This is a genomic window from Streptomyces sp. NPDC028419, from assembly GCF_055565515.1.
Map to the genome: position 1 here is coordinate 188,948 of NZ_JBVHUE010000006.1, position 23,347 is coordinate 212,294.

Here is a 23,347-nt window from a genome sequence, read left to right on the forward strand (position 1 = left end):
TGGATCCGCTTGAGGATCTTCTAGCGGCATGATTGTCGGTGAGATTGGGAGCCACCTGGCTTTCCTCTCGCTTGCCACACAGAGCCTGCCTAGGCCGTCTTACGGATCTTGCCTGACCCGGCGTTGTCGGACCGCGTGAGTACGTCCGGTACGAGCCGCAGTCCTCCGCCGTGGAAGCCACCGCCGCCCTGCGCTTCGACACGACACGGGCGTGGCCGCCCACATGGCCGTAAGCGCCTCCTCCAACCGGAGCACCCCTGCCGAGGTGGGGGCCCGCACCCGGCCCGCCGTCGGGTCCGCACGTTCCACGGGCAACGGAGACCTGAGGAATCGTTACGTCTGGGGCATTCGTGTGAATGCCCCAGGTCGCGTTCGCGGCATCGTTGTGCCGATGGGCAGAATCGGTTCTGGTCAGCCGCAGGCGGGCCTGGTGACAGTGTCCGTCCGTGCCTCCCGCATGTGATGCCGCAGTCGGTCCGGGACCGGTACTGAGGCCGCCCGTCGATCACCCAGACCCCGTGATCATTCAGCTATCCGTCAGCTTCCGTGCCACCCAGACCCCGTGGCCGCGCAGGCACTTCACCGATCACCGCGCCCCCGTGATCTTCCTTTAGCTCCTTAATTCGCACGGCCCGTTGCCGTGGTTCCTCGGTGTTGCTCCAGCTGTTCTCGATGTGAGTCGGAGTCCTGCCGCGGGCCCATGTCCCGGACCGTTCTGCACACCTCTCTCCAGCCGCATCCGTACCGGTCGCCGTGCCGGGCAACAGCTATGCCCCGCCGGACTGTCGGCGGACGGGGCCGGTCTGCCGTGCCCTGTCCAGGGGCGGGGTGAAGTTCCCCGGCCGGTGGCTCCCTCACCTGCCCTGCGGGGTGTGCCCAGGGGGCTGCGGTGCCCCGGTGAGGCAGAACGTTCCTCCAGACAGGCCCCGGACCGGGGCCCCCGGTCCGGCGCGCCTGCGCCGGACCGGACGCAGGACATCAACGAAGAAGTGTGAAGGGAAGGACGTCATGAACACAGGTCTCAGGAAGAGGTCCCGGACCGTGCTGTCGGCGGCAGCGGTGGTCGTATCGCTGGCGGCGTTCACGCTGCCCGGCGCTGCGACGGCCGGGGCGGCCGCCGCGACGATGTGCGACGGGAAGGTCGCCACGATCGTCGGGACGGCAGGTAACGACACCCTCGAACAGGCAGATGAGAACGACGTCATCGCGGGTCTGGGAGGCGATGACACCATCACCTTCAGCAGCGACAGTGGCGTCACGGTCTGCGGGGGTGCGGGCAACGACACCATCATCTTCGGCGGGGACGGAGGTACATTCGGCACCAGTGCCGGTTCCGCCAGGATTCTCGGCGGTGACGGTGACGACACGATCAAGGTCGAGGGCACCTTCACCGGAGGCGCGATCTACGGCGGTGTCGGCAACGACCGCATCAGCATCATCGGCGATAGCGGCAGCTCCTCAGGCAACGGTAAGCCGGGCATGACCGGCGGCGCTGTCTACGGCGGCACCGGCCCCGGCGACCTCGACCTCCTCGGCGTCGACACCATTACCATCGAAGGCGGTATCCAGAGCAACGGCAACACTCACGGGGTCACCGCAGGCACCATCGACGGTGGCGCGGCGAATGACACGATCACCATCCGCGGGGGTACATACAGCGTCGGCGGCGACGATACGGGCAACGGTGCGGCGGGTATGACCGGGGGGACGATCACCAACTTCTCCGGCAGCGACACCGTCACCATCACCGGAGCCGACGCCTACCGCACCGACGACAGGCCTGAGGGCGGAACCGGCGGCGCCGGCACCTCCGGGAGCGGCACCCGCATCGACGGCAGCGTCCTGTCCGGCGCCTTCCACGTCACGATCACCGGCGGGCGGGGTGCGGGCAACCATGCTGGTGGTGTCGGTAACTCCAGCACCCTGACCGGCAGCGCCCTCGCCGGCGACACCTTCAGCATCACCGGCGGTGAGCCCAACTTCGACAACGCCAACCCGGTCTCCTCCGCGCACGGCGGGACCGGCAACACCGGCACCGTCAACGGCGGCGGCGGCAACGACACCCTCACCGCAACCGGCGGCAAGGGCGGCGGCGACGCGAACACCGGCGGCGCCGGCAACACCGGCACCCTCAACGGCGGCGCGGGCAACGACCACCTGACCGCCACCGGCGGCACCCCCGGCGGCACCAGCAACGTCGGCGGCACCATCAACGGCGGTGCGGGCACCGACACCTGCAACGCCACCGGCGGCAGCATCACCTGCTGACCCGTCCGCCATCACCGCTGAACGCGGAGACGATCAGCCGTGGCCGGGCCGGGCGCATGCCCGGCCCGGCCACGTGTTTGTCTTCCGCGGTACGCGGGCGCGGGGTCAGCTGTCCGCTGCGTCGGCTGCGGCCTGGGCTCGCTAGCACCCCGAACCTCCCACCACCAGCCCCCCACTGGAGCCAAAACCCATCAACACGAACTCCACCCAGCCCAAGTGGAGCCAGAGGTCACCTTCCGACTGGAGCCGCTTGTCGTCGATAGAGCCAATCTAGGTTGCCGTGGCGCGGGGGCCTACGTACCGCGCCCAGACGTCTGTGCCCTGAGACCGCGCTTCGTAGGCGCCCGCCGGGCGGAAGCTGGAGTGCAGGCCGGCGCGGATGCGGTAGGCGAGATTCGCCGCCCGGCTGGTCGAGTCGCGTGCGTCCACGTGCGCCCACTCGCCGTGCCGGTCCCTCAGGGATCTTGCGGCGGTGTCGGCGTCCGAGTTCCGGGAGGGCGGGGGCTCGAAGCGGGCGTGCATCAGCGGGTGACTCCGTTCGCGTACGGTGCCTCGGCGAGCTGGCGAATGCGGGCAGCGGTGGACCACTGGGCGCCCGCGAGGTCCTCGCAGAGCCTGTTGGAGAGCTCGGCGATCTCCGCGAGGGCCTGCTCGGCGGAGGGGGCGAGGGTGGGCCGGGTGCGAGTGGAGGATCGGCGGGCCGCGGGGGTGTAGGGCATCGTGTTGTCCCTTAGCGGTTGTTGCAACGGCAGGTGTTGGTGATGACGTTGAACCAGCTGTCGCAGGAGTTGCACCAGACCGAGCCGGGGGCCGGGGCGGAGTCGGGGTCGTGGTCCATGGCGTCTTCCTGGTTAGAACGTGTTGGGGAGTGCGGAGTGCGGGCCGTTGGGCGCGAGGGTGGCGACGATGAGCGGAAGGTCGCGCGGCCGCCACAGGGCCACTTCGAGACCGCACGCCGCCAGGTGTGTCAGCCACTCGCGTTGGGCGGGTCGCACCTTGCCGGTGTCGGTCTTCAACTCGACGAAGAGCGTCCGCTGGGTGAGCGGGTGCCCGTACACCTCGTCAGGCCAACCGGCGTCGCTGCGCTGACTGTTGTGGGTGTGATAGGCGAGGGTCCAGCCGCGGAGTAGGGCCAGCTGCCTGACCTGGCGGCGAAACTGCTCCTCGGTCACGGGGTGCTCGCGGCCGGCCGGTAGGTCCAGTTCGCTATCGCAGCCTCAAGAACGGCGTAGTGCTCGGCGGCCTTCGGGTCGGACTGAGGGGCGTAGGCGGGTGCCGGGGGCCGGGGGTTCGTCCGGCGGTGTCGGTCCCGCAGGACGGCGTCGACCGAGTACCGCTCGCTGACGAGTTCGGCGAGGGGGTGCCCGTACTGCTCCATGGCCTGTGCCTCTTCGAGGTCGTCGTAGGTCGTGGTCGTAGGCATCTGCTTCTCCATGGGTGGGCCGGGACCCGCAGTGGGGGCGGGTCCCGGCCGGAGGGGGTGGCTCGTATCTGACGAGCCGGTCCGGGCGGGCTGGGCGCGGGGTGTCGCTGCCCGTCCGGAGGTGGGTGGGTGTCGGGCCGTGCCTGTGGCCTGATGTGCAGGACCGTAACACGATTTTGTGTAGTGGCCTATTTTTCGTGGGTCAGTCCACCTCGACCACGTCGTCGGGGTCGTAGAGCCGCGCCTTGTTCATGCCGCTCCAGAGGACGGCCACCAGGCGCTCGCCGGTGAACGGGTCCGTGGCGTAGCCCGAGACCTCGCCGAGTAGGAGGATCGGGGAGGTGGATCCGCTGCTGGTCTGGGTGACGACCGTGCCGAGTGTGTACTCCATGGTTCAGCCCTTCTGGGTTCGGGTTGTGGCGATGAGTTCCAGGCCGCGACCCCACTCGGCGGTGACGGGTTCGTGGAAGGCGCAGCCGCTGGCCTCGCCTTCCAGGTCGGTGGCGATCCAGTCACCGGGGCCGCCGGCGGCGGGGCGTTCGAAGTGCTGGATGCCGCCCCCGTCCAGGGTGATGGCCAGGCGCCGGTTGCCGGTGGCGGTGACGGATACTGTGAAGCCGCTTCCGGTGGTGAGTGCTTCGTGGGTGAGGGCGTCGCCGAGCTTCATTCCGGATCCTTCATTGGTAGTGGCCTATTTCTGATCAGTAGAGGGCCCCGAAGCCGTCGCAGGTCGGGCACGTGTCGTCGGTGTCGGGGCTCACGCCGTCTTCGCAGTCCGGGCAGTCGATGCGTCGGCCGATGCCGTGGCACTGGGCGCACTCCCGCGTCTGCTCGTGCGGGCCGTGGAGGTAGACCTCCCATCCGAGCCCGTCGCAGCTGTCGCACTCGGGCGCCTGGAAGTTGAAGGTATCGGCGCAGTGGACCGGGGGGTGGGTGAGCGACACGCGGATCTCCTCTCGGTGTGAAGGCGCTGCCGCCCTCCGCATACATTAATTCTACTATGCCTTAGGGGGGTGTCCAGTGGTTCCCGAAACGCCGACCTGCACCCGGCCGTACTCCAACAGCGCGGCAGCAACCCCTTGCACCTGCTGGCCGGTCCACTGGGAACCCGTCAAGGACAGTCGAACGGACCCCACGCAATCGCCCGCGAGCATCAGGCCCGACCTCCCCCACGCCGCAACGCGCTGGCCCGACCTATCGGTGGCCAGTTGCAGCTGGAGACCATCCGTCCTCGCGGGCTCGTCATCCAGAGCCTCGGGCACCTGATGGCCGATCGCGTTGAGCAGCTGCTCGTCGTGGCCGCAGCCGCCCGAGCAGATCACCAGGCAGGCGCCCTGACCCGCCACGAGAAGCGCGTGCCTCGTCGACGCCCGGACTCGAGTCCGCACCTCTACGTGCGGCGCCGGGGCCCAGCTGGTGCGGTCCATCCAGAAGCCCTCGCCGATCTCATCGCGCCGAGCACGGCCAAGCTCCCAGCCCCGCAGCCGGGCCAGGCGCCCCCACGTCCACGACTGCCCGTGACGCCGGTAGTCGGGGTCGGATGCGTCGTCGGTCATCCACAGCGTTGTGGTCCGCCCTCCGGAGAACGGGGCGCCCACCTCGTACGCCGTATCGACCCGGATCAGTACACGCGGCGAGTTGAACGGCACGCGCTCGGCAGCGGCCCCCAGCCCGGTCCACAACGGGCAGCGGGCGCAGGCGCCCGGGTGCACTTGCGTGCACGGGCCGAAGCCTCCCCACCGGGCGCGTCTGGTGTCGAAGCTCTCGCGCAAGGTGGCGTACGACCGCGGGCGCAGCGCGCACTGCGGGCCTCCGGCGCCCATGTGCGCTCCGAGTGAGAGGCGGTTCCATCCCTTGCCGTCCGAGGGCCGGGACGGTGAGGGTTCGGGAAGGAAGACCGGCATCAGAACAGCCCCTCCGGCTCGGGGGCCGGGGCCGACTTGGTTCGCTCGGTCTTCGGTGGCGGGGTGTCGCCGAACAGGGCCTCAGTGCCGAAGGTGTCCGCGGTGGCGTAGATCCGTTTCGGGCCGGAGGTGACGGGGAGCGTGGCCGATGCGCTGCTGTCGAAGTCGCTGTGAGGCATCGCGGTCCAGGCGGGGCCGGCGGGCGGCTGGGTCATGAACGTCTCCTGTGCGAGGGCGGGATGGAGGCCGAGGCGGGGCGGGGCGCGCTGTGCGCCCCACCCCCGCAGCGTCAGGCCGTGACCGGCTCGCCCTTGTGCTCCTCGGCCTCGGCCTCAGGGTTGACGATCAGCTCGGCCGCCTCGGCGTGCGCCTTGGCCTGCTTGAGCTGCCACCGCGCCTTGGTCAGCGAGTCGGCCACCCGGTCCAGCTGGTCGAGGCGCTGGCCGACCTGGCCTTCAAGGGCCTGCGCCAGCTTGACCGGGTCGGTCTTGGCGATCTCGTCCAGCATGGCGCGGATCTGCTCGACGCGGTCGAGCGTGCCCCTGGTCTTCTTCTGGGTCTCGGCGCGCTCCTTGCGCTGCTCCTCGCTCATGTCCTCGACGACCATCAGAACGGCCTGGTCCTGCTGCTGCTTCATGGCGAAGGCGAAGTGCACGATCTCGTTGTCCGCCTTGAACTCTCCGCGAGAGAACTTGCCCAGAAGAGCACCCTGGTTGGCGAGGCTGAGCGAGGCGATCTGAACAGCGGCTGCCGTTCCGATCGCACCGTCCTGCACGAGCTTCTGGAACTCGATGCGCAGGTCCAGAAGCGCAAGGCGCAGCTTGACGTAGGCAGTGGTCTTGCCGAAGTCGGCGGCCACGCTGGCGACTGTGGAGCCGTCCTCCTCGTCCAGGATCCGCTGGTAGCCGTGCGCCTCCTCAAACGGGGTCATGTCCTCGCGGTTGACGTTCTCGGACATGGACCGCTTGAACCGCTTCAACTCGTCCTGCTCCGAGATGATGGAGACCTTGACGGTGGTCTTCCCCAGGAGGGTCAGGGCGCGGTAGCGGCGCTCGCCGGAGACGATCTCGTAACCGCCCTTCTCGTTGTCGGGGGCCACCTCGATCGGGGCGATCTGGCCGTACTGCCTGATGGAGGCGGCGAGTTCGTTGATCGCGTCTTCGTTGAAGTAGTCGCGGGGCTGGTTCGGGTTCGGGCGGACCTGGGTCATCTTCACGGTTCGGTAGGTCATTTCAGGCTCCAAGAGGTGTTTGGCTTTGGGCTTCCCTGCCCTTGCTTATACCTGAATTCTACTATGCATGAGGGGGGTGTCCAGCCCCCGGAGGTGAGGGCAACGTGACCTCGACCACATCAATTCGGGCCCGTGAACTGGGAAAACGCCGAGGGGCGCCGGATCTCTCCGGCGCCCCTCGACTCCCCTCCTCATACCGTGAGCGCACGACCCCCGTCCATGTGCTCACGCCACTGCTGGACCTCGGGCGGCGCGCCAGCCATCAGTGCAGACCTGCATGGCGCGTTGAGCGAGCAGGTGATGCACAGCCCCTTCGGGGCCCGGCCGGCCGCCGCCCTGTACCTCACGTCGCGGCAAGCGGCCTCGCTCCAGGCGATCGGCCGAGCAAGTGGGTTCCCCTCGTGGCCCAAGTCGCCGAGTAGCTGCAGGGCGTGGGGGTGGTCCACCGATGCCCCTTCGTTCTCCGACCGACGCGGCTGCCTCGACAGCGCCACGATGCGCTGCACGTCAATCACAAGCCCCCCATGATTTTCGATCCCCCCGCGGCCCCTGTGGCCGGGCTGACGTGCGTCCCGTCTCGGCCGCACGGCCAGGGTGTAGCCAGTCGCAGGTCATCCGAAGCTGCGGCCTGTCAACATCTCGGTCGGCCCGTGGCGTAATGGCCTGGTTGCTCCGTGCATGTGCTCTCCATGATCAGGCCCGTGCTGAGGCGGGCGCGGGGTGTGACGGGCCGGGTAGGGCGCATGTCACCCCGATGTGAATCGGGTGATCGTTGACGATGTGACCATAAGTCAACTACTCCCGGTCATGTCAAACAGAAGAGCCGTGACCTCAATCCCGATGGCAGGCTGTTGGAAAACAGATGAGACACTGAGGGGGAAGGACGCACAGTGGCCCGACGGTGGGCGAAGGGAGAGGTGACTATGGGCGCGGAAGTTCACGCAGGCCGCACCATGGGCGAGAAGCTCGACTACCTGATCAAGACCCTGCACCCCAAGGGGCGCGGCCCGTACGCGACTCGGGAGATCGAGGCCCTGATCAAGCAGCGGGCAACTGGCGAGGATCCCACGGTGACGCACGCCACCATCAGCAACATCCGGTCCGGCAAGATCACAAATCCGGGAGCGGACTCCCTTCGCGCCCTCGCCTCATTCTTCGGAGTTCCCGTCGGCTACTTCTTTGACGACGCCGTGAGCGGGCCGATTGACGCGCGGATCCGGGAAATCAAGGGTGACGTGGAGCGCGCCGCAGCCGGCGAGGACCTGGCTGATGCCTTGGAAGACAAGGAAGTCCGTGCAGTCCTCTTCCGGCTCGGCGGGCTGTCCACGTCGGCGCTGCGAGGCATCAAGGGCATGGTGGACACGTATCGGGCCGCCGAAGGCCTGCCGAAGGTGAATTCGAAGGCGATCAAGGCGCGAGAACCGGAGTAGGGCGGCACAGATCCGATTCTCACTTTGAATCACCCGGCGCATACAGTGGCCTCACCGTGTGAGCGCACTCCGCGGCGCTGCGTATCTGATCAAGGTGAAGGCTGGACATGTTTTGGACGAGGGGGAGGAAGTCCCTGTCCGTCATCGTTGGCGGGCTTCACATTCCTCAGCCCTTCGATCTTCAGGAGTTCTGCGATTCGATAGCGAACCTGCGGGGCCGCCCCCTGATCCTGCTCCCTGTCGAAGCCGGACCTGCAACGGAGCTGCCTTGTGGCCTCTGGCTCGGTCTCGACGGTGCCGACCTGGTCTTCTACGACTCGGACGCCCCCGACTTTTTGCGGGCACAGATCGTGCTCCACGAGGTCGCACACATGTTGTTGGGGCACACGGCGCCGGAGCTTGAGGACCCGGACCTTGACGGTGCGCAAATCCTTGGCGAAGTAGTCGCGCAGTTGGTCGGGTCCGCAGGTGGCGAGCCTGGACCGTCGGCGTCGGACGTTCTGCGCTCGGAAGCAGCACGCGTCCGCGCCTCGGCCGGTGAAGCCAAGGAAATCGACAGCGAGTTGGGGTTCTCCGCTGATCGAATTACAAGCCTGCTCGCCAGGACTGGCTTCCGTAGTCGACAAGAGCGAGATGCTGAAAGTCTGGCGACGCTCATCCTGGAAAGGGCGAGTCGTCGACCAGAGGTGAAGAGTAAAAGCAGAGAGGCGGGGGGTGTTGTGGGTCGCCTCAACGACGCATTCGGACACCCTGCACGACGTAAGTAATGAACATGATCAAGTTGGCCACCGTCATCCTGCTATGGCTGGTGGTCCTTTGGCGGCTCCCTGCTGCCATACGAAAAGTACGACAGCGCGCGATGTGGACGGCATTCCTGGGATTGGCCGCCGCAGCGACGACATCGGTGTCCAGGGTCGGAGTCTTCATCGACACCGTCCTGGGTGTGTACAACGCTTCCGTTCTGGTGAAGCACATCGTCGGGATCGTCGCCATCGCGGCCGTCCTGGAGTTCGTGGTCGCGATGTCCCGGCCGCGGCTCCTCAAGCGGTTGCGCCCCTACAACGTCGCCGGGGGAATCATCGTCGCGGCCGTCATGACGGGGCTCTTCGCCAGCGTTGAACACCCGGCCAGAGTTGCGAACTTCTATGAGGCGTACCGGGACTCCCGCCCCGCGCTCGGCTACTCGTTGACCTTCGTGCTCTACCTCGGCGCGGCGATGTTCTTCGCCTCGTGGATGTGTGTGACAGCCGCCCGGCTCGCAGCACGAAGCTGGCTGCGCGCAGGATTGTGGCTGCTGGGTGTCGGCACCGGACTCGGAATGGTCTACGGGCTGCTACGGGCGGCTCATCTCACCTACCAGATGCTCGGTGTCACGTTCGCCCTGGAGGAGACCGAGTTTCAGTCCGTGGCCGATGCGGTGCAGTACCTCGCGATTCTCCTGATCATCCTCGGGAACGCCGTCGCCCCCGTTGATGTCCTGCGCAGCGCATGGCACGACTGGAAGGCGGTCCGACGCCTTCGCCCGCTCTGGCGCGACCTGACCACCGCAGTGCCGGACGTCGTCCTGTCCGCACCCCTTGGACGAAACCCGCGCATCCAACTTCACCGCGTCGTCATCGAAATCCGTGACGCCGCATCCGCGCTGGACCCCTACGTCCCCGCGACCCTCCGCCAGCAAGACCCCGGCGGCGACGCGGCCGAGCAAGCCGCTGGCCTGCTCGCCGCGCGAGAGTGCAAGACCCGCGGGTACCACCCAGCGGGCACAGACTCGGGCCACTTCACGATCAACGAAGCTGCTGCCGATCTTGACGAACTCGACTTCGACGCAGAGGTACAGCGCCTCATCGCCCTAGCTGACGCCTACGAGGCAGCCAGCACCCCTACCGCTACGAGGACCGCACGATGACCACACCAACCCGCTCCGAGACCGGGCGCCGGATGGAGGTAGCCAAATGGCTCACCGACGCCTTGGAGCCGAAGAACTGGCTGCTGGTGATCACCCTGCTGGTGGGCTGGAATGCAGCAGGCTGGCCCGGGATCGCCTGGGGCGTCGTCGCGGGAATTTTCTCCGGTGTCCTGCCGATCCTGTGGATCAAGTGGGGTGAGCGCCGGAAGCTCTGGGGAGACCGCCACGTCCGCATCCGGCAGGACAGGCTCCTGGTCATCCCCGGAATCATGGTTTCCGTCGGCTCCGGCATTGCCGTCATGATGGCCTTCGGCGCCCCCCGCGCACTGCTCGCCCTCGTCGCCGCGATGATGGCGGCCCTGGCTGTGTTCCTCCTGATCACCACAGCGTGGAAGATCTCGTTCCACACAGCGGTGCCGGCCGGAGCCGTGGCGGTAGCCACGCTCGCCCTCGGATGGTGGGCCCTAGCCGCCGTGCCGCTCATCGCCGTGATCGGCTGGAGTCGCCTCGTGCTCTCCGCCCACACCCTCGCCCAGGTCCTCGCGGGTGCGGCGGCAGGGGCGGGGATCGCCGCTGCCGTCTTCACCTGGCTGCGCTGACGCGACAGTCCCGGCGCTCTTCCCAGCGCCGGGACCGGGTCCGGCTGTCGCCGGCGGAAGGTAAGTGTGTCGCTGGTCATCACCAGCGGCCTCCAGGCCGTCGCCGGGTCCGCGAGGATCAGGCTGCGAGCCCGGTCCTCGCGGACCCGGGCCATCGCGTCGGCGACCAGTTCGCGGAGACGGCAGTCCGGGTCCGGGCCCCGCAGGATCAGCCGGGTGACCGCCTCCGCCGGGTCCCGGGGTTCGCCGGCCGTGTGCAGGAGCTTGGCGGCCAGGGCCGGTAAGCCTCCAGACCGGCGCCGAGGACTGCGTCGGGGTCGAAGAGGACCAGTGCCTGGGCGGACGTAGCCCATCAGGAACTCGTCGGGGCCGAGGCCGCCGATCGCGACCTTGAGACCGAGGTCGGAGATCTCCCGGTAGAGCAGCTTCTGCGCAGTGGGCATGAACATCTGCGCAGGTGAACAGGCTCAAGGCCAGTAGGTCGATGCATCGCCTGACTGGATTAGGGCGGGATCGCTGGCGGAGCCGCCTTCAGCCTGGGCCGCCGACGGCGCCGGAGCCGACAACATGCCGATGGTCTCGTTCAGGGTGTCGTCCCCCGTCGCCGGTGTTCTGTGCCTGGCGGATCAAGCGCGGGCCATCGAACCTTGGTCGGGTCTGCGTAACGCCAAAGGCCCCGCCGGAGCGGCGCCCAGAACGTGCCGGTCAGCCAGGCTGACTAGTCGATGATCAGGTCCGTTCCAGCTTCGAGGGTGACGCCCGAGTATTCGACTTTCTGCAGCTGGGACTTCTTCGTGACGGGCTGGGCCTCGGTGGTCGCTGCCGGGATCTGCTGGATCCCCTCGTCTGCGGTGACGGGAGTATTCTCGGAATCGTTGCTGGTCATAGGCACCCCTTGAACTCGACTGAACTGGTCGTCGTCAGGTTAGGGCCGCCACCGGAGCCCTCGGGGTGATTCTTGATCCACTAGTCGAGAACCGGCCATCACTTGGCCTGTCGTCAGGTGTTGACGCGCTACTCGTGCGACGGCATGCGCCTCACCGAGGTAGCGGTATCCGCAGCGGACCGAGCGGCCGAGCAACTACTCGAACGCGGCGACCAGGAGCACGAGGGCCAAGCCCGCCACGGCGACGGCTGCCATCCCGACAGTCACATGATCCCCCGGACAGAACCTAGTTGGTCGTGGTCCGCCAGTCGATCCGAATGCGGCTGTGCGGATCGTGGCCGCGGCCGCCGCCCGACGCCAGGACGTGCACCTTCGTTACCGCCAGCTGGACCAGCGCGCGCTGCGAGGCGCGGGGTGCCGACATCCACCATGCCACGATGTCGTGCACGTCTGAAATCGGGACGCTCGTGAGCTGCTCAAGGAAGCGGATGCGGGCCCTGCACGCCTTAAGGTCGTCCTTCGTAGCCGTCTCAGCCGCCTTGTACGCCTGGGGGACCATGGACTTCCGCATGGACCTGAGTACGGCGAACCGCTCTTCGGCGCCCTCGACGTGGGTGCGCAGCCGCCCGACTTCCTCGGAGGCGTCCTTCTGAAGCCGCAGCAGTTTCTCGTGGACGCCCGGACGCAGAAGATCCGCGAGGACCTGTTCAGCGACCGCGGGCTCCAAGCGGTCCGCGTTCATGCGTACCTTGCCGCACGACTTGCGGGTCTCGGTGGGGGGCAGGCAGCGATAGCCGGGCCCTGCGTCGGCGTTGACCCGGGCACCTGAAATGTCGTACCCGCACTCGCCGCAGTCCGCGATCCCCTGCGTGACCAGGTACTCGTACGCGTCTCGGCGCGGCGCCGGCTGGGCCTGCCGTTCCTTGAAGCGGGCCAGCAGGCGGTGGTGCTCGGTCGGGGTCATGACGGATTCCCCGAAGCCTTCAATCGGGTTCCCGTCAGCGTCCAGTCCTGCCATCTTCGGGTTGGACAGCGTGCGGACCAGGGTCTCGCCGCGCCAAGGTCCGCCGGTGACGGTGGTGCTTCCCTGGCTGTTGAGCCAGGTGGCGATGGAGTTCTGGGATTCCTGCGGGTCGGTTGGGAAGAACCTGGAAGCCGCTCGCCGCAGGAACGCCGCCTCGCGGGAGTCGAGCCCCCCGCCGCTGGCGTAGCCGGACAGCCGTCCCATATGTCTCAATCCCTCGCGTGGTGCTCGCGTGCAGATGAGTAGCCGCTCACCTGCCTAATAGGCCAATGTACGTGTTAAGCAACGCTCGAACGGTCCGCCGTGGTGCCTGTTCATGGGCGGTAAATGAAAGCCACTGGTAGGAGACCTGAAAGGTTGCCCCATTGTGGCGCACCTCACAATGTTTCGGGTCCGTGAACGTACGCAAGGTGAATTATTCGAACACGCAGGTCAGGGGCAGTCAGCGCGAAGCCCGCCACCTCGACGCGAGGGGCGGGCTTCGGGGAAATAGGTCAACGTGCAGACGTCAGCGGCGGACGCCCAGCAGCTCCCACAGTGAGGCGGTCGAGATCTTAGAGGTCGACCCCAGGGGGATGACCTGCACGGGAAACTCCCCGGCCTTGATCAGCTTGTACGCCGTGTCCTTCCCGATCGACAGGGCGCGCGCCGCAGTCGTCACGCTCACCGCAGGAGGCAGCTCCAAAAGCTCAGCCATGGTCATTCCCCCACGCGGCTCCCGGCCCCCCGGAAGCGCCCGCGTGACAGATGCAGATGAGGACATAGGTGGTCACATCCCTCTTCCCCGCGCCACCTGACCAAAAGCCTACGGTGCCCAAGGAGGCGTCACGCTCGCTACAGAAGGATGAGGACACATAAGGACAGTCCAGCTCAGAGGGGGGACGACACATGTTCCAGGGGAGCGTCTACAAACGGTGCAAGTGCACCGAACCCAAGATCGACGAGACCGGCGCACCGGTGCTCAACGAAGCCACCGGCCAGCCTGTCAAGAGAGAACTCGGCAGCGACTGCCCCCGCATCCAGAAGCGCGAGAAGAACCACGGCTCCTGGTACTACTACCTCCGCCTCCCCGACGGTCCCCGCGGGGAACGCCGCCGCCCCCGCAAGGGAGGCTTCGTCACGCAGAAGAAGGCCGAGGAAGCAGCCCAGAAGCTGTGGGACGAAGCAGGAGCCGGCATCGACATCGACGCCAAGACCACCGTCGCCGACTACCTGCGTACCTGGGTGGCAAACCGAGCAGACCTAAAGGTCGGAACACAGGAGGAGTACGCGGCCGACATCGAGAAGGTCTTCATCCCCGCCCTCGGTCACTTCCTGATGCGCGAGCTCCGCACCCCGCACATCCAGGCACTCTTCGCCGACATCTGGGCATACAACGCGGTCAAGGCCGCCAATCAGGTAGCTGCTGACCAGGCCCGCGCCATCTGCCAGGCAGCCCACGCCGACTGGAAGAACACCCCAGCCCCACGTCCGCCCGAGCTCCGAGCGAACTGGGACCTGGCCAAGGTCAACCTCAAGAAGGCTCTCGCCAAGCCCCGACGGAACACCGGCCCCGGCCGGCAGCACAAGCTCCTCAACACCCTTTCGGGTGCACTCAAGGACGCGGTCAGGACGGACAAGCTGATCACGGAGAACTGGTGCGACGGGGTCAACATCCCCAAGTACGAGGCTCCCGACCCGCTGGTCTGGACGGACGAGCGCGTCGCACGTTGGCAGGACACCGGTGAGATCCCCGGCCCCGTCATGGTGTGGACCCCCGAACAGACCGGCCGCTTCCTGGACGCCGCCGTCAACGAGCGCCTGTACCCCGCCTACCACCTCATGGTCTTCCGCGCCCCGCGCCGCGGGGAGGCGGCCGGACTCCCCTGGACCGAGATAGACATGGCCCTGGGCACCGTGAACATCATCGAGACCCTCGTCACCAACCGAGATCACAAGGTGCGCTCCGAGACCACCAAGAGCCGTGCCGGCAAACGCACAGTCAGGCTCGACGGCGCGACCTTCGCCCTGCTGACAGCCTGGCGCGACGTCCAACGCAGGGAAAAGACGCAGTGGCAGGCAAAGCATCGCAAGGACTCCAAGAAGTACGGGCCCTACGTCGACTCCGGGTACGTCTTCACCATGCCGGACGGCCGCCCCTGGCACCCTGACACGATCTCGCAGTCCTTCAGCCGCCTCATCAAGCGCCTCGGCCTCCCGCCCATCCGACTTCACGACCTCCGGCACTGCGCGGCTTCCCTCAGCCTGGCCGCCGGCCTGTCCATGAAGGCCATCCAGGCACTCCTAGGGCACGCATCCTTCGCCCTCACCGCCAACACCTACACGAGCCTCATGCCTCAGTTCGCACAGGCGGAGGCGGACGCCACCGTGGCGATGGTCCCGCGGAAGGGCGCCCCGGAGGCTCCTACCGACCCGGACGGCGGCCCCCGCCCGGAGACAACGCAACCGGAGCCCGCCCCAGCAGAGGCCCCGCAGCTCGCCCTCGTCCCCCAGCTCGAACCAGCCCCGCTGATCGCCGCCTGACCCAGGCCCCGCACGGAATACCGGGCGGGGCCTTCCCGCGTCCGCCACCTGCGGAAGCGTGGGGGACACCGGGGGACAGGCGGGGGACACGACCCCGCCCGGGGGACATACGGGGGACAGAAGGGCGAGGACGGATAGGGAAAGCCGAGGACGGGACAGCACAGCCGAGGATGGTCTTCCAACGTCTCCGCGAACCAGTCTCGGGCCCTTGACCTGCAAAGATGTGCTGCCTGGATTGTGCAGGCCAGTCGTACCAAGGGCTGTGCGCCGTTCCGGTGGTTCCGACGGAAGAGACCGCCTTCGGTGACCTGACACTCTTACAAAGCAGATGTCGGCGGTTCGAAACCGTCCGCGCCCACCAGTGAAGAAGGCCCCGACCGGTTACGGTCGGGGCCTTCGGCGTTCGTCGGGTTGCCAGGCGGATGCGTGCCGACTCCCCGGGTACTCGGCACGGCGGCAGGGATCGGGGGAGGTCGACGCGGTCACCTTCAGCGCGGATCCGCGTCCGCGTGTGAACGTCACCGGGTGCGATCTCTTTCACGCTGGTGGTCGTGCGCCGACCCTGGATCACCGCCCTGACAGTGCCGGTGTGCGCCGGGAGCCCGGGGGTGTGTCTAGGGTGTCGTCGAAGCGCGGGGAAGCTGCTTGAGGGGATCGATCGGATCGGTCCGGAGAGGTCATGGCCCCATGAAGTTGGTTGCGATAACGCTCGATTGTGCCGATCCGCTCGCCCTGGCGGCGTTCTACCAGGAGGCCACCGGACTGGAACCGCACCCCAAGTCCGACGCCGATTTCGCGAGCCTCAACGGTGAGCACGGGCTCTGCATCGGCTTTCAGCGGGTCGATGACTACCGGGCCCCGAGCTGGCCCGACCAGATCGTTCCGCAGCAGCTCCACCTCTGCTTCGCGGTCGAGGAGGGGTTGGACGCGGCCGAGGCCAGGCTGCTGGGGTTGGGCGCCGGCAAGCCGGAACACCAGCCCGTGGGGGACAAGTGGCGGGTGCTCACGGATCCGGCCGGGCATCCCTTCTGCATCGCGACGAGCTGATGCCCGATGGCGGCGTGCCGATCTCCGAAGCCGAGGCGGCGCGGAGGTGGGCGGGCGCGTGGACGCCCGCCGAAGTGGCGGCACGGATGGCGGGCGTTTCGGCGCCCTGGTACGTGGCCGGGGGCTGGGCCGTCGACCTGTTCGTGGGCGAGCGCACCCGCGAGCACGCCGACCTGGAGATCGCCGTTCCGGCCGCTCGGTTCCCCGAGGTCCAAGGCCGGTTCTCCGAGTTCGAGTTCGACGTCGTCGCGCACGACCGGATCTGGCCGTACGCACCGCAGGTGTCGGACCTGACCCACCAGACCTGGCTGCGCGATCCGTCGAGCGGGAACTACCTCGTGGACGTCTTCCGCGAACCGCACGACGGCTCGACCTGGGTCTGCAGGCGCGATCCGTCGATCCGCCTGCCGTACGCGGAGGTCGTCCGTCGCACGGCGGACGGGATCCCCTACCTCGCACCCGAGTTGGTGCTGCTCTTCAAGGCTAAGTCGGTCCGCCCCAAGGACCAGCAGGACTTCACCAGTGCCCTCCCCTTCATGGACGCGGTCCAGCGGCGGACCCTGGCCGAACTCCTCAGCCGGGTGCACCCCGGGCACGGGTGGCTGACGTGCCTCCGCCGTTCGTAGGGGCGGCGCGAGCTCCGGTCGTGGGATTCCCCGCGCGGGTACGGCGTGGGATCGTCGGGGGATGGTGGGGAGCTTCGGATGGGCCGACGCGGCGCTGAGCGCCGCGTCGGTGGTGGGTGTCGCGGTGGGCGGGATCGTGCTGGCCCTGCGCGACGGGGTGCGCTTCGACCGCAAGCGGGACGAGGAGCGCGAGCGGCTGCTCGGTCAGGTCCACCGGATCAGTCAGGTCGGCCAGCCGGGCGGGGACGAGGTCGAGGACGGAGACGAGGCGGGGGACGAGGTCGGGGACGAGAGGCCCAAGTACACGGACGTCGGCGGGAGCAGGCCGATCGTGCGCCGGCCGGCGGGTCGCCTCGGGGACCGGCGGGACGACTTCACCCCGCTCCTCGTCGAGTACTACGCCTACGGGCTGACCCAGGCGCGCAGCAGCTTCGCCACCAGTCAGCGGTTCGCCGGGTTCGGGGCGACCATCCTGCTGCTCGGGGTGGGGCTGGCGGTGTGGAAGGCCGAGAGCACCGGGGACCTGTACCTGGGGATCGTGACGAGTTCGGTCGGGGCGGTGGTCACGCTGATCGGGCAGCTCTTCCACCGGCGGGCCGACCTCGCGCTGCGGCACATGGCCGAGCAGACCGCCTCGCTCCGGGACGACCGGCGGGCCGCCGAGACCACGCAGCAGGCCATCGGGCTGCTGGCGGAAGTGGCGGATCCGGCGCTCAGGGCGCGGCTGCAAGCCGGCTTGATCATGAAGCTGTCCGGCGCCGAACTGCCGCCGTCGGAAGGCAGCAGGTGAAGGACCCGTAGACAGGGGGCTGGGGGCCGGAGCAGGGGGATAGTGGAGGCATGTGCCGGAGTATCAAGACGTTGCGACCGCCAGCCATCCCCGAGAAGGCCACCGAGGAGGAGGTCCGGGCCGCCGCCTTGCAGTACGTGCGCAAGGTGTCCGGCTTCCGGGTGCCCGCCGCGCACAACCGGGAGGTCTTCGATGCGGCCGTGGCCGCAATCGCCGAGGCGACCCAGGTCCTGCTCGACGGGGTGCACGTACGCGGCCGGCCGCCCCAGCAGCCACAGGAGGCGGCCGCCGTCACGCCGTGACCGGCACCGCGTCCTCCTCCAGGGGGACCACGGCCGCCGGGCAGGCCGTGTGCAGCAGTACCGCATTGGTCACCGACCCCAGATGCGGTGACAGCAGCCGCTTGCGGTGGCGGCCGATGACGATCAGGTCCGCCGCCCGGGAGGCCGCGACCAGGTGACCCGCGGCGTCGCCCGGCGCCGTGACCACCTCGACGACCACGTCGGGGTGCCGCGCCCGGTGCGGGCGCAGGTGGGCCTCGGCGAGCGCGGTGACCGCGGAACCGGTCGTCGTCTCGTCCTGCGCCACGGCGGCGGCGGTGGTGAGGGTGCCGCCCGGGGCGAAGACGGGACCCGGCCAGGTGTGCGCCACCACCACCTGGAGGCGGGCCCCGCGCCGGGACGCCTCGCGGAAGGCGAAGTGGCTGGTGCTGTCGTCGGGGGCGGCACTGTTGAGACCGAGCACGACCTGGTCGTACGGGTCCCGCAGCGCGGGTTCGCCGCTCGGCACCACCACGACCGGGCAGGCGGCGCGGCTCGCGCACGCCAGACCGTTCGAGCCGAGCAGCAGGCTGGCGAAGCCGCCGCGCCCTCGCGAACCCAACACCATCATCTGCGCGCCCCCGCCCAGCTCCGGCAGCACGTTGTCGGGGGTGCCGGGGTGCGACGCGTACGCGATCACCGGCAGCCCGATGCGGCCCGCCAGGGTTGCGCGGACCCGGATCAGCACCGGGTCGTCGTCCTGCCCCGGCTGCTCGAAGCCGCTCGCCATGACCGAGCCGATCGAGGACGCGTAGAGGCGGGCGTGGACGATGCGCAGGGGCGCCCCGGACATGAGGGCCTGCGCGATGGCCCATTCCAGTGCCCTGTTGCCGTTCTCCGAACCGTCTACGGCGGCGATCACTGGGCGCTGGTCCATGGCGGGCTCCTTGCGAGTAGTGCGTGGCCTCAGCCTTGCGGAGCGCGGTGCGGAGCGGGAGGGGGGAAGGTCCCGAGGCGACGGGACCATTGGCCGTCCCGTGCGGCGGAGCTCAGGCGTCCGCTTCGGTGCGGCGCCGCATCACGTGGAACCTCGCGCCGAGCGCGCCCGCGACCGGTGCGCCGCCGACCGCGATCTGGCCGGTGCTCGTCGAGCCGATGCCGCCGCCCGAACCGCCGCGCGCCGCGCCGGCGATCACGGTCAACGGGACGGTGACGCGGGTGCCGCCCGGGCCGCCGCCCTCGAAGGTCACCGGGTGGGAGCCGACGGCCGCGGCGGTCGGCGGCGGACGGCGGTACGTGGCGGGCCTGTAGGGGGACTCCTCGGCTCCTGGCACGGCGCGGCCGGTCGGGCACCGTGCTGTGGACGCTAGGAGGCGGGCCCCGGGGCGGCGATCGGGACCGGGTGAACGGGCGAGCCACTGGTCCGCCCGAGGGAGCCACGGCGCACGAGGGCCCCGGGGCACCCGGAATGCCCGGAGTACCTGGGTGCTTCGGGCGCCCCCGGGTGCGCTGGGTGCTCCGGGTACCTCGGCTCGGTCAGGAGGCCGGGGCGTGGACCGGGGTGGGGCGGCGGACCATGTACGCGGCCAGGCCGCCCGCGCCGAAGAGGGCGATCACCGAGACCGCCGTGCCGAGCCAGGTCGCGCCGAGCCACTGGGTGCCGTAGTAGCCGAGCGAGACGCTGTAGCCGGCCCAGGCCATGCCGGCCAGCAGCGACCAGGGCAGGAACTCCCGCACCTCGCGGTTGCGCTTGCCCGCGCCCAGCGACACCACCGAGCGGCCGGCCGGGGCGAAGCGGGCGATCACCACGAGGGCGCCGCCGCCGCGGGCCAGTGCCACGCCGAGTCGCTCTTGGGCGCGGCTGAGTCGGCGTGAGCGGGAGATGGCCCGGTCGAGCCAGTCCCCGCCACGGCGGCCCGCCCGGTACGCGGCCAGGTCGCCCAGTACCGACGCGCTGGTGGCCACGGCGAGCAACGGCAGGATGTCGGGCACCTGGCCCGGCATCGCCACGGGCGCGCCGCCTCCGGTCGCCGCCGCGGCGGCCGCGGCGATCACCAGGACACCGCTCGGTAGTACCGGCAGAAAGACGTCGAGCAGCACGGAAAGTGCCACGACGGCGTAGATCCACGGGCTCGTGGTCAGCGACCCCACAGTCTCAAACAAAACGGGACTCCCCAGTCCAGTGACGTGCTTCAGCGTTGAAGCGCCGCGACGTCGCGGGGGAGCGGCAGGGGCGGCTGACAGCCATACAGCGTACGCCGCACGCTGGCACCATGTGTCCCCGGGGCACCTCCTCTGTCATGTTTACTGTCACACCCGTGCGTGCCCTGCTGCCACAGAGGGCGTCGGATCCGCGTCAGCACGCTGCCGGAACAGGGCCGCCACGCCCTCCGCCCCTGGTCGGCCCCGGCTCAGCCCCGGTCAGCAGCGGTCAGCTCGCGGTCCAGGACGGTCACCAGCTTGGGCTCGCCCCGTCGTGGCCAGCGCTCCTTGTGCGCCTGGTCCAGCCGCAGCCGCGCGGTGCGTCCCGTCAGGGCCAGGGTCATCAGCTGGTTGCCGAACCAGGGCCCGTCCGTACGTCGCCAGCTCAGCGGCGGTCGGCCCGTCCGCCCGTGCCGCGACAGCCCGCGCCCCAGCCACCGCCCGGTGCGGGACCAGCCGAGCCGGAAGCCGAGCTTCACCGCGGTGTGGACGGAGTTGTGCACCGGCGAGCAGGTCAGTTGGTAGACCCGGGATGTGGTGGGTATTCGGGGCTGGGCCACATACGCATGGTGGACGTCTCCCGACAGGACGCAGACCGTCGCCGGAGCCCGTGGCCCCGTCCCCACCTGCTCGATCAGATCGCTCAGCGCCTCGAAGGAGGCCGGGAAAGCGGCCCAGTGCTCCAGATCGGCGCGCCGGCGCAGGTCCTCCGCGATCCGGGCCCAGCGCGGCCCGCGCTCGCCCCGGCACAGCGTCGCGTTCCACACCTCGGCGTCATGGATCAGCGGTGGCATCAGCCAGGGCAGCGAGGAGCCGATCAGGAGGTGGTCGTATCCTCCGTGCCCCTCCATCGCGTTGTCCCGGACCCACTGCTCCTCGGCCGGGTCGAGCATCGCCCGCCCGTCCTCCGCCAACACCCGCGCGGCCCGGGTGTCCACCATCAGCAGGCGGGTCCGTCCGAAATCCCGGCGGTAGCTCCAGCGGACGGTGGACGGGTCGGCATCGGCCCCGGCGGCGAAGGCGCGCAGCGCCTCCGTCCCGTCAGGGGTCTGTCGAACGGCCTCGTAGAGCGGGTCGGCCTCCAGGTCGTCGGGGGAGAGGTTCCCCAGGTGCTGGTGCACCCAGTACGACATGAGCGCACTCAGGATCCGCTCCCGCCACCACGGGGTGGCCCGCATCTGGGCCAGCCAGGCGGCGCTGGTGTTCCAGTCGTCGCAGACGTCGTGGTCGTCGAATATCTGGAGGCTGGGCACGGTCGACAGCAGCCAGCGGATCTCCGGGTCCAACCAGGATTCGTAGTAGAGCTGCGTGTACTCCTCGTAATCGGCGACCTGAGCTCCGGGCGCCTCGCGCAGGTCCCGGCGGGCCGCGAGCCACGCCCTGGTCCGCCGGGACAACTGGTCGGCGTAGACCTGGTCGCCCAGCAGGAGCAGGAGATCGGGCCGCTCCGCCGCGGGATCGGCGGCGAGCCGCGCGGCGAGGGTGTCGAGGGCGTCCGCGCCGTGCGGGCCGCGGCGGCCGGCGGGCGGGGCGGCCTGGCGGCAGGACCCGAAGGTGACCCTCAACCCGGGACCCGGGCCGGGGCGACCGCGACCGGCAACGGCCGGGGTGCTGATGGTGCTCGGTGGGAACCCGCTGTCGGGCTGCGGCCACACCCGGACGCCGTCGAGCACCACTTCGTACGCGGTGGTGCTGCCCGGGGTCAGCCCGGTCACCGGAACCAATGCGTAGTGGTGACCGGCTATCTGGAAGGTGCGCGCGCTCCCGCCGGCGCCGTCGGCGCAGCGCACCTCGGCAGTGGTCGGCCGGTCGGCTTCGACCCAGATCGTCGCCGAACCGCCCGTGTCCCAGTCGACGTACCGCAGCAATGGCCCCAGACGCAGTCCCGCCATCGAACTCCCCCTCCTCCATGTCCCCTTGGATCACAAGGTACGGCGTGGAGGAGGGAGAGCGGTTCCCCCTGGCGGGGGAGATCGATTCCCCGCACGGGGGAGGTGGGTGGTGGCGGCGATGGGCGAATGTTGAGGGGACAAGGACGAGAGGTGACAGGGAAGAGGGGAGGCATTGGTCGTGAGGTGCGAAGTGCGCGGTGCGAAGCTCGAACGTGAGGTGCGAAGGGTGAGGGGAGAGGGCGGTGGGGCGAGGGCTCAGCAGCCGTTGAGGACGTTCGTGAGGGCGGTCTTCTCGGCGGAGTCGATGCTGAGGCCCCAGTACTGCTTCACGTTCACCCACATACGGACGTAGGTGCACCGGTAGGCGGTCCGGGGCGGCAGCCAAGCCGCCGGGTCCTTGTCTCCCTTGGCCTGGTTGACGTTGTCGGTCACGGCTATGAGCTGGGGGCGGGTCAGGTCATTGGCGAACTGCTGGCGCTTGGCGGTCGTCCAGGAGCTGGCACCGGAGCGCCAGGCTTCGGCGAGCGGCACCATGTGGTCGATGTCCAGGTCGGAGGCGGCCGTCCAGGTGGCACCGTCGTATTCGGAGTACCAACTCCCGCTGACGGCCGCACAGGAGGAGTCCTGGACCACGTTCACGCCGTCGCGCTTGAGCACGACCTCGCGGGTGTTACAGGTCCCGGACTGGGTGATCCAGTGCGGGAAGAGGGCGCGGCTGTAGCCGCTGGAGGAGCCTTCCGCCGTGGGCGTCACCGTGGCCAGGTACGTGCGGGCGGCGGCGGCACTGATCGGCGCGGGCGGGGCGGCCTGGGCGGTCGGGGCGTTCGCGAGGACGGCGAGGGACGTGAGGGCGGCGGCTGAGGCGAGCATGCCAATGCGACGCGCGTAGATGGCGGGCACGAAGGACTCCCTTGGTGTGGGGGACTGGCCGTACGCCCCGGCGGGGCCCGGCCATGGTTGCGGCGCCGGGTTTCGCGGGGATGGGCGCCAGGTGACAGCGTGGCGACATGAGCACGTCACATCAAGGTGTGCAACGGCCTTGATAGAAAAGGAGGTTGTGATTCCGGATGGGGCAGGAGGTGGTGCGGTGGCGAGAGAGGGGGTGGTGCGCGCGAGGTGGCGGGGTCCAGAAGGGACCAAGGGCCTATTTCGGGCGGCGCCGGGGGTCGCGTAAGGTGTACCGAGCAGAAGGGGAGTAGCTCTTCGCCGGACCGTCGACATACTGCTGGGTCATCCCAGCCGGCGCCCGGAGGCAGGCCGCGTCAGCGGTCGGCCAGCGAGACCTTCGGCCGCAGTGTCCTGTTTGCACACAGGGCGCCGCCGTGCCGAAGCGACC

The 23,347-nt window shown here is 69.1% G+C and carries 27 protein-coding genes; 10 read left to right on the top strand and 17 right to left on the bottom strand.

What is annotated here, in order from left to right; genetic code table 11:
* The first annotated feature begins 1,008 nt into the window (after nucleotides 1–1,008).
* Complete coding sequence (locus ACZ4UB_RS10035; RefSeq protein ID WP_468069521.1) at nucleotides 1,009–2,268, top strand: hypothetical protein; 1,260 nt, start codon at nucleotides 1,009–1,011, stop codon at nucleotides 2,266–2,268.
* Nucleotides 2,269–2,789: 521 nt separating this feature from the next.
* On the opposite strand, the gene ACZ4UB_RS10040 is transcribed toward ACZ4UB_RS10035, so the two are convergent.
* From ACZ4UB_RS10040 to ACZ4UB_RS10080, 9 genes are all read right to left on the bottom strand, one after another.
* Nucleotides 2,790–2,987, bottom strand: a complete 198-nt coding sequence (locus ACZ4UB_RS10040; RefSeq protein WP_468069522.1) for a hypothetical protein — start codon at nucleotides 2,985–2,987, stop codon at nucleotides 2,790–2,792.
* A 132-nt stretch (nucleotides 2,988–3,119) separates the two neighbouring features.
* Nucleotides 3,120–3,440 carry a VRR-NUC domain-containing protein gene (locus ACZ4UB_RS10045; RefSeq protein ID WP_468069523.1) on the bottom strand — a complete coding sequence of 107 codons (321 nt, stop codon included), beginning with the start codon at nucleotides 3,438–3,440 and terminating at the stop codon, nucleotides 3,120–3,122.
* Entirely contained in the window at nucleotides 3,437–3,691 is a 255-nt protein-coding gene (locus tag ACZ4UB_RS10050) for a hypothetical protein (RefSeq protein WP_468069524.1), read from the bottom strand. Before ACZ4UB_RS10050 ends, ACZ4UB_RS10045 begins: the two co-directional genes overlap by 4 nt.
* A gap of 202 nt (nucleotides 3,692–3,893) precedes the next feature.
* Nucleotides 3,894–4,082 (bottom strand): hypothetical protein, encoded by a 189-nt coding sequence (locus ACZ4UB_RS10055; RefSeq protein WP_468069525.1) that lies wholly within the window; start codon nucleotides 4,080–4,082, stop codon nucleotides 3,894–3,896.
* Between the two features lie 3 nt (nucleotides 4,083–4,085).
* On the bottom strand, nucleotides 4,086–4,358 hold the full coding sequence (locus ACZ4UB_RS10060; RefSeq protein ID WP_468069527.1) for a hypothetical protein: 273 nt from the start codon (nucleotides 4,356–4,358) through the stop codon (nucleotides 4,086–4,088).
* Between the two features lie 34 nt (nucleotides 4,359–4,392).
* Nucleotides 4,393–4,635, bottom strand: coding sequence for a hypothetical protein (locus tag ACZ4UB_RS10065; RefSeq protein WP_468069528.1), 243 nt, complete (start codon nucleotides 4,633–4,635; stop codon nucleotides 4,393–4,395).
* A gap of 54 nt (nucleotides 4,636–4,689) precedes the next feature.
* Entirely contained in the window at nucleotides 4,690–5,247 is a 558-nt protein-coding gene (locus ACZ4UB_RS10070) for a hypothetical protein (protein WP_468069530.1), read from the bottom strand.
* A 347-nt stretch (nucleotides 5,248–5,594) separates the two neighbouring features.
* Nucleotides 5,595–5,810: a hypothetical protein gene (locus ACZ4UB_RS10075; protein ID WP_468069531.1), complete on the bottom strand. Its 216-nt coding sequence runs from the start codon at nucleotides 5,808–5,810 to the stop codon at nucleotides 5,595–5,597.
* 74 nt (nucleotides 5,811–5,884) lie between these two features.
* Nucleotides 5,885–6,826: a ParB/RepB/Spo0J family partition protein gene (locus ACZ4UB_RS10080; RefSeq protein WP_468069532.1), complete on the bottom strand. Its 942-nt coding sequence runs from the start codon at nucleotides 6,824–6,826 to the stop codon at nucleotides 5,885–5,887.
* A gap of 923 nt (nucleotides 6,827–7,749) precedes the next feature.
* On the opposite strand from ACZ4UB_RS10080, the gene ACZ4UB_RS10085 reads away from it, so the two are divergent.
* The 4 genes from ACZ4UB_RS10085 to ACZ4UB_RS10100 all read left to right on the top strand — a co-directional run bounded on the left by ACZ4UB_RS10085 (nucleotide 7,750) and on the right by ACZ4UB_RS10100 (nucleotide 10,761).
* Nucleotides 7,750–8,256: a helix-turn-helix domain-containing protein gene (locus ACZ4UB_RS10085; protein WP_468069533.1), complete on the top strand. Its 507-nt coding sequence runs from the start codon at nucleotides 7,750–7,752 to the stop codon at nucleotides 8,254–8,256.
* A gap of 107 nt (nucleotides 8,257–8,363) precedes the next feature.
* The gene (locus ACZ4UB_RS10090) at nucleotides 8,364–9,023 is read left to right on the top strand and encodes a hypothetical protein (RefSeq protein ID WP_468069534.1); all 660 of its coding nucleotides are present in this window, start codon (nucleotides 8,364–8,366) and stop codon (nucleotides 9,021–9,023) included.
* Complete coding sequence (locus tag ACZ4UB_RS10095; RefSeq protein ID WP_468069536.1) at nucleotides 9,023–10,162, top strand: MAB_1171c family putative transporter; 1,140 nt, start codon at nucleotides 9,023–9,025, stop codon at nucleotides 10,160–10,162. Before ACZ4UB_RS10090 ends, ACZ4UB_RS10095 begins: the two co-directional genes overlap by 1 nt.
* Complete coding sequence (locus ACZ4UB_RS10100) at nucleotides 10,159–10,761, top strand: hypothetical protein (protein ID WP_468069537.1); 603 nt, start codon at nucleotides 10,159–10,161, stop codon at nucleotides 10,759–10,761. Before ACZ4UB_RS10095 ends, ACZ4UB_RS10100 begins: the two co-directional genes overlap by 4 nt.
* Nucleotides 10,762–11,479: 718 nt before the next feature.
* On the opposite strand, the gene ACZ4UB_RS10105 is transcribed toward ACZ4UB_RS10100, so the two are convergent.
* The 3 genes from ACZ4UB_RS10105 to ACZ4UB_RS10115 form a co-directional block, all read right to left on the bottom strand.
* Nucleotides 11,480–11,647 (bottom strand): hypothetical protein, encoded by a 168-nt coding sequence (locus ACZ4UB_RS10105; protein WP_468069538.1) that lies wholly within the window; start codon nucleotides 11,645–11,647, stop codon nucleotides 11,480–11,482.
* 286 nt (nucleotides 11,648–11,933) lie between these two features.
* Nucleotides 11,934–12,875: a recombinase family protein gene (locus ACZ4UB_RS10110; RefSeq protein ID WP_468069540.1), complete on the bottom strand. Its 942-nt coding sequence runs from the start codon at nucleotides 12,873–12,875 to the stop codon at nucleotides 11,934–11,936.
* 304 nt (nucleotides 12,876–13,179) lie between these two features.
* Nucleotides 13,180–13,368 (bottom strand): DNA-binding protein, encoded by a 189-nt coding sequence (locus ACZ4UB_RS10115; protein WP_468069541.1) that lies wholly within the window; start codon nucleotides 13,366–13,368, stop codon nucleotides 13,180–13,182.
* 191 nt (nucleotides 13,369–13,559) lie between these two features.
* Here ACZ4UB_RS10115 and ACZ4UB_RS10120 point away from each other — a divergent pair, with 191 nt between their 5' ends.
* The 5 genes from ACZ4UB_RS10120 (at nucleotide 13,560) to ACZ4UB_RS10140 (ending at nucleotide 17,959) form a co-directional block, all read left to right on the top strand.
* The gene (locus ACZ4UB_RS10120; RefSeq protein WP_468069543.1) at nucleotides 13,560–15,194 is read left to right on the top strand and encodes a tyrosine-type recombinase/integrase; all 1,635 of its coding nucleotides are present in this window, start codon (nucleotides 13,560–13,562) and stop codon (nucleotides 15,192–15,194) included.
* A gap of 687 nt (nucleotides 15,195–15,881) precedes the next feature.
* Complete coding sequence (locus ACZ4UB_RS10125; RefSeq protein ID WP_468069544.1) at nucleotides 15,882–16,241, top strand: VOC family protein; 360 nt, start codon at nucleotides 15,882–15,884, stop codon at nucleotides 16,239–16,241.
* Nucleotides 16,241–16,867, top strand: a complete 627-nt coding sequence (locus ACZ4UB_RS10130; protein ID WP_468069545.1) for a nucleotidyltransferase domain-containing protein — start codon at nucleotides 16,241–16,243, stop codon at nucleotides 16,865–16,867. The genes ACZ4UB_RS10125 and ACZ4UB_RS10130 overlap by 1 nt, the downstream gene beginning before the upstream one ends.
* Nucleotides 16,868–16,928: 61 nt before the next feature.
* A complete protein-coding gene (locus ACZ4UB_RS10135; protein WP_468069547.1) occupies nucleotides 16,929–17,657 on the top strand; it encodes a TRADD-N-associated membrane domain-containing protein in 729 nt (242 codons plus the stop codon).
* A gap of 50 nt (nucleotides 17,658–17,707) precedes the next feature.
* Nucleotides 17,708–17,959, top strand: a complete 252-nt coding sequence (locus ACZ4UB_RS10140) for a DUF2277 domain-containing protein (RefSeq protein WP_468069548.1) — start codon at nucleotides 17,708–17,710, stop codon at nucleotides 17,957–17,959.
* Here ACZ4UB_RS10140 and ACZ4UB_RS10145 read toward each other — a convergent pair.
* The 5 genes from ACZ4UB_RS10145 to ACZ4UB_RS10165 all read right to left on the bottom strand — a co-directional run bounded on the left by ACZ4UB_RS10145 (nucleotide 17,949) and on the right by ACZ4UB_RS10165 (nucleotide 22,911).
* A complete protein-coding gene (locus ACZ4UB_RS10145; RefSeq protein ID WP_468069549.1) occupies nucleotides 17,949–18,854 on the bottom strand; it encodes a universal stress protein in 906 nt (301 codons plus the stop codon). The genes ACZ4UB_RS10140 and ACZ4UB_RS10145 overlap by 11 nt on opposite strands.
* A gap of 112 nt (nucleotides 18,855–18,966) precedes the next feature.
* Nucleotides 18,967–19,251 carry a hypothetical protein gene (locus ACZ4UB_RS10150; protein ID WP_468069550.1) on the bottom strand — a complete coding sequence of 95 codons (285 nt, stop codon included), beginning with the start codon at nucleotides 19,249–19,251 and terminating at the stop codon, nucleotides 18,967–18,969.
* A gap of 202 nt (nucleotides 19,252–19,453) precedes the next feature.
* Nucleotides 19,454–20,080 carry a DedA family protein gene (locus ACZ4UB_RS10155; protein WP_467958347.1) on the bottom strand — a complete coding sequence of 209 codons (627 nt, stop codon included), beginning with the start codon at nucleotides 20,078–20,080 and terminating at the stop codon, nucleotides 19,454–19,456.
* 248 nt (nucleotides 20,081–20,328) lie between these two features.
* Complete coding sequence (locus ACZ4UB_RS10160) at nucleotides 20,329–22,011, bottom strand: alkaline phosphatase D family protein (protein WP_468069552.1); 1,683 nt, start codon at nucleotides 22,009–22,011, stop codon at nucleotides 20,329–20,331.
* Nucleotides 22,012–22,266: 255 nt separating this feature from the next.
* Nucleotides 22,267–22,911, bottom strand: coding sequence for an HNH endonuclease family protein (locus ACZ4UB_RS10165; protein WP_468069554.1), 645 nt, complete (start codon nucleotides 22,909–22,911; stop codon nucleotides 22,267–22,269).
* Nucleotides 22,912–23,347: the final 436 nt, after the last annotated feature.

Excerpts from the sequence above, each read along its gene's own strand:
- ACZ4UB_RS10035 (WP_468069521.1), top strand. The coding sequence starts at position 1,009 with ATGAACACAGGTCTCAGGAAGAGGTCCCGGACCGTGCTGTCGGCGGCA.
- ACZ4UB_RS10040 (WP_468069522.1), bottom strand. The coding sequence starts at position 2,987 with ATGCCCTACACCCCCGCGGCCCGCCGATCCTCCACTCGCACCCGGCCC.
- ACZ4UB_RS10050 (WP_468069524.1), bottom strand. The coding sequence starts at position 3,691 with ATGCCTACGACCACGACCTACGACGACCTCGAAGAGGCACAGGCCATG.
- ACZ4UB_RS10055 (WP_468069525.1), bottom strand. The coding sequence starts at position 4,082 with ATGGAGTACACACTCGGCACGGTCGTCACCCAGACCAGCAGCGGATCC.
- ACZ4UB_RS10060 (WP_468069527.1), bottom strand. The coding sequence starts at position 4,358 with ATGAAGCTCGGCGACGCCCTCACCCACGAAGCACTCACCACCGGAAGC.
- ACZ4UB_RS10070 (WP_468069530.1), bottom strand. The coding sequence starts at position 5,247 with ATGACCGACGACGCATCCGACCCCGACTACCGGCGTCACGGGCAGTCG.
- ACZ4UB_RS10075 (WP_468069531.1), bottom strand. The coding sequence starts at position 5,810 with ATGACCCAGCCGCCCGCCGGCCCCGCCTGGACCGCGATGCCTCACAGC.
- ACZ4UB_RS10080 (WP_468069532.1), bottom strand. The coding sequence starts at position 6,826 with ATGACCTACCGAACCGTGAAGATGACCCAGGTCCGCCCGAACCCGAAC.
- ACZ4UB_RS10085 (WP_468069533.1), top strand. The coding sequence starts at position 7,750 with ATGGGCGCGGAAGTTCACGCAGGCCGCACCATGGGCGAGAAGCTCGAC.
- ACZ4UB_RS10090 (WP_468069534.1), top strand. The coding sequence starts at position 8,364 with ATGTTTTGGACGAGGGGGAGGAAGTCCCTGTCCGTCATCGTTGGCGGG.
- ACZ4UB_RS10095 (WP_468069536.1), top strand. The coding sequence starts at position 9,023 with ATGAACATGATCAAGTTGGCCACCGTCATCCTGCTATGGCTGGTGGTC.
- ACZ4UB_RS10100 (WP_468069537.1), top strand. The coding sequence starts at position 10,159 with ATGACCACACCAACCCGCTCCGAGACCGGGCGCCGGATGGAGGTAGCC.
- ACZ4UB_RS10105 (WP_468069538.1), bottom strand. The coding sequence starts at position 11,647 with ATGACCAGCAACGATTCCGAGAATACTCCCGTCACCGCAGACGAGGGG.
- ACZ4UB_RS10110 (WP_468069540.1), bottom strand. The coding sequence starts at position 12,875 with ATGGGACGGCTGTCCGGCTACGCCAGCGGCGGGGGGCTCGACTCCCGC.
- ACZ4UB_RS10115 (WP_468069541.1), bottom strand. The coding sequence starts at position 13,368 with ATGGCTGAGCTTTTGGAGCTGCCTCCTGCGGTGAGCGTGACGACTGCG.
- ACZ4UB_RS10120 (WP_468069543.1), top strand. The coding sequence starts at position 13,560 with ATGTTCCAGGGGAGCGTCTACAAACGGTGCAAGTGCACCGAACCCAAG.
- ACZ4UB_RS10125 (WP_468069544.1), top strand. The coding sequence starts at position 15,882 with ATGAAGTTGGTTGCGATAACGCTCGATTGTGCCGATCCGCTCGCCCTG.
- ACZ4UB_RS10130 (WP_468069545.1), top strand. The coding sequence starts at position 16,241 with ATGCCCGATGGCGGCGTGCCGATCTCCGAAGCCGAGGCGGCGCGGAGG.
- ACZ4UB_RS10135 (WP_468069547.1), top strand. The coding sequence starts at position 16,929 with ATGGTGGGGAGCTTCGGATGGGCCGACGCGGCGCTGAGCGCCGCGTCG.
- ACZ4UB_RS10140 (WP_468069548.1), top strand. The coding sequence starts at position 17,708 with ATGTGCCGGAGTATCAAGACGTTGCGACCGCCAGCCATCCCCGAGAAG.
- ACZ4UB_RS10145 (WP_468069549.1), bottom strand. The coding sequence starts at position 18,854 with ATGGACCAGCGCCCAGTGATCGCCGCCGTAGACGGTTCGGAGAACGGC.
- ACZ4UB_RS10160 (WP_468069552.1), bottom strand. The coding sequence starts at position 22,011 with ATGGCGGGACTGCGTCTGGGGCCATTGCTGCGGTACGTCGACTGGGAC.